The following is a 3,363-nucleotide window of genomic DNA, read 5'->3' as shown; positions in this document are numbered from 1 at the left end:
CGCGAAATTCGTGGGCGGTAATCAAGTAGAATTCTTAATCGACGGACCGCAGTCTTTTGAAAAGCGAGCGGAGCTTATCGATAACGCAAAAGAAAGCATTCACCTTTTAACATGGACTATCTATGACGATGGTACGGGGCGAGACTTAGCAAACCGATTGGCCAATAGAGCTCGCGAGGGCCTGGATGTTCGGGTCATTGTAGACCGCAACATTGCGGCCCGTGGAGAACACATCGAGACCTTTAAGTTTATGGAAGACAACGGCGTGAAGTTGATTCGCTGGGAAGATCCAGACCACGTGCAGTGGGGCAACCACTGTAAAATGATGGTGGTTGATGGAGTAGAGTCGGTAGCCGGCGGCATGAACCCTGGCGATATATACAGCCACGCTTGGAATGTTGATTCTGATTACAGTGGTCAAAAATGGCGAGACACAGATGTCTATACAAAAGGACCTTCAGTGGTTGAACAAGAGGCACTCTTTGTTCGATATTGGAACAGCCAGGTAAAGCTTCAAAGTTTGGACCATGCTCCAATTGGTATGAACCGAACCGAGTTATTAGCCAGAGCGGGTCGTCCCGGAAATTCAAAAATTGCAGTGGTCGATCATCAGCCTGGTGACGAGCGTTACGACGTTTATGCCACGATGATGAAAGCGGTATCGGGAGCTACCGAGCGGGTTGAGATTGAGAATGCTTATTTCTTAACTCTGCCGGGCATGAATGAACTTTTACATGCGGCGTTAGAGCGCGGGGTTGAGGTTCGAATTTATACCAACTCGAATAAGAGTGTTGATGAACCTCTTGTTAGCGAACCGATTATGAAGAGCCTACCTGAATTGTATAAAGCAGGGGCTAAGGTTTTTCTTAAAAAGGGAGACACGCTACACAGTAAGTTCATGGTTGTAGACGACACGTTTGCGTCTGTTGGAAGCTTTAACCTGCACCCGCGTTCGCTCTATTACGATAGTGAAATGGCCTTGAATATTATTGATGAAAGCGCCGCAACGAAGCTTCGAGAGCAATTCGATAATGACGTAAGCGCGGATAAGGCTATTGAGGTGAAAAGTTTGAAGGACCTTGAAATCGAGTCGACTTGGTACAACCGGTTTATTCGAAAGTATTTCTTTCGCCACCTTTAAGCCGGGTTTGCGCTAGGCAAGAAGGCTCATGACCCAACTTATTCCAATCCACGCGCCCAGCGAGGAACCAATGTTCGCAGCAACGGCAACCAGTAAAACCCGAGTGAAGGGGTTCTTATAGATACCTTTGATTGACTGGACATCTTGATTGATGTTTTCGCAATCTTCCACGGTGGGTTTTCTTTGCCACGCTTCTACAAGCCCAACGACCATACCTGCACCCACCAGAGGGTTTAGAGAGGTAATGGGCGAGCCAACAAACGCGGTGAGTATGGAGAGTAGTTTTCCACCGGCAGCCGCAGTTAAAACGGCGGCAACGATAGAGTTCGGTAGAAGCCACGCGAGTAGAATTTCTTCCATCGTACGGTCTGGATTGCCAGTGAGCCCCCAGCTGAAAGCAGCCAGAATCAAAACGGGAATGACCCACTTTAAAGCTTTGACCCACCTTGATGGCGGCGGAACGACACTGATGGTTTCTCGATCGATGGTTTGGCCGAAGTATCGTTTCATTCCAGGAACGTGTCCGGCTCCGACAATTGCAACCACAGTATCGCCGGGTGCTTCTTCAATGCTCGACATCAAATATTGGTCACGTTCATCAATGAGCGGTTTTTGCACTTCGGGCATCACGCGAGCAAACTCTTCCATCATATCTGAGAGTTCACTATTTTCTTTGAGTTTCTCAATTTCATCGGCGCCAATGTCTTCCGTCTCGAAAAGACTTCCAAAGATGGCACCCATGAGTTTAATTTTTTGCCAGAAGGAAAGATTGGCCCAGGTGCGCTTGAGCGTGACTTGGATATCGCGGTCCACCAGCTCGAGCTTGGCGCCCACTTCATCGGCTTTTTCTGCTCCGGCCATAAGCTCTGCCCCGGGCTCTACGCCCAGTTCTTCACCGAGTCGGCGCTGGTAAGCGCCGATGGCAAGATTGGCAAGTAACATCAAAGTTTTGCCTTCTTTGATGACCTTGAAAATATCGAGTTTTTTCCAGCGGTCCACGTCTTTGAGAGCGTTGTAGCGGGTTTCGCAAAGTTCCACGCATACCGTGTCGGGCTTCACAGCGTGAATCACCTCACCTACTTCGATGACGCTGTCTTTGGATACGTGTGCGGTACCGATGAGATACCATTTACGCCCGTCGCGTTCGAGTAGAGTGACATTTCCAGAATCTAACATGGGGGCTGTCTATCAGGCTGCGCGAGTCGGGAAAAGCCTTTGGGCCTAGGATCGTTCAACTTTATCGAAATTAGGTGTTGTCTTTGGGGCTTGAGAAGGTGATCTGGGTTTTACCAAGCGACGCAGAGCGATCTCCCCGTATTTACTTTACTTTTTGTGCTTGCGTCGTTGGGGTTCGCCGAGGGCCGTGGCTTTATTTCGTCTTCTTTTTCTTGCGACGAATTTTGGCGATGTGGTGGAACGGATTGCCACGTTCGATGAGCTCATCAAGTGGCGCCATCTTCTCGAGTAACCCCTTCATCATCGACTCTGTATCCACCTCAAACCGCTGACCAAAAAGGGTGAGGTCCATGATCACATTGCTTTGGGCCATTTCTACGAGGGCCTCTTCGCGAGCAGCCACGGCGTGACAAGGTCCTTCAAGATTGGTGTGTCCGATGAGCACGACGGAGTCGTCTGCGATGAGAACGAGTTTGTGGGGCCAGTGCTCTTCTAGCTCGGGCTCTGGAATGCCGTAGCTTAAAACAGTTCCAGGAAGCTTTGGGAGATCGGTGAATGAGAAAGTGGTGATATGAACCCCACGTTGCCAGCTTTCAGTTAATGTGGACTCAAGTGCTTGGGCCTCCTGGTTCCACATCGAGATGACAACTTTAGATTTAGCCTGACTGATGATTTGCCGCGCATGGTCGAGGATGGCGCGGTAATCTTGCAGCTGCCACAGAACCGACCGTTCAACGGGATCCACCAAGCTTTCGAGAGAATGCTTTAAATCTTCGAGGGTTGTGTCGAAGCGGCCCTTAAGCAGCTCACAAAGATGCTCTGGTGGCAGTGGAACATAGCGGGCAGGTTTATCTTGGATGGCATTGATCAGTCCGCCGCCTTCTAGCTTTTTAAGAATATTATAAATAGCCGAGCGGGGCACTCCGGAACTCGCGGCCAACTCATAGCCGGTGGCGGGCTGTTTCTTCAGCAGCGCAGTGTAAACTTTGGATTCACTTTTGGTAAATCCAAGCTCAGTCATTGCGGATAATACTTTTCGTTCCATG

General features: G+C 49.6%; 3 protein-coding genes. 1 reads left to right on the top strand and 2 read right to left on the bottom strand.

Going from position 1 to position 3,363, the window contains the following annotated elements; all coding sequences use genetic code 11:
* The coding region (locus tag HOK28_09710) for a phosphatidylserine/phosphatidylglycerophosphate/cardiolipin synthase family protein (protein MBT6433357.1) at window positions 1–1,141 on the top strand (1,141 nt) is incomplete at its 5' end.
* Window positions 1,142–1,153: 12 nt separating this feature from the next.
* On the opposite strand, the gene HOK28_09705 is transcribed toward HOK28_09710, so the two are convergent.
* A complete protein-coding gene (locus HOK28_09705) occupies window positions 1,154–2,317 on the bottom strand; it encodes a TraB/GumN family protein (protein MBT6433356.1) in 1,164 nt (387 codons plus the stop codon).
* Between the two features lie 193 nt (window positions 2,318–2,510).
* The coding region (locus HOK28_09700) for a TrmB family transcriptional regulator (protein ID MBT6433355.1) at window positions 2,511–3,363 on the bottom strand (853 nt) is incomplete at its 5' end.

The sequence above is a fragment of the Deltaproteobacteria bacterium genome (assembly GCA_018668695.1).
Taxonomy (GTDB): Bacteria; Myxococcota; XYA12-FULL-58-9; order XYA12-FULL-58-9; family JABJBS01; genus JABJBS01.
Note: the sequence above shows the minus strand (reverse complement) of the source record. Positions and strands in the feature narration are given on the sequence as shown.

Coding starts and splice junctions, on each gene's coding strand:
- HOK28_09705 (MBT6433356.1), bottom strand. CDS start 2,317: ATGTTAGATTCTGGAAATGTCACTCTACTCGAACGCGACGGGCGTAAA.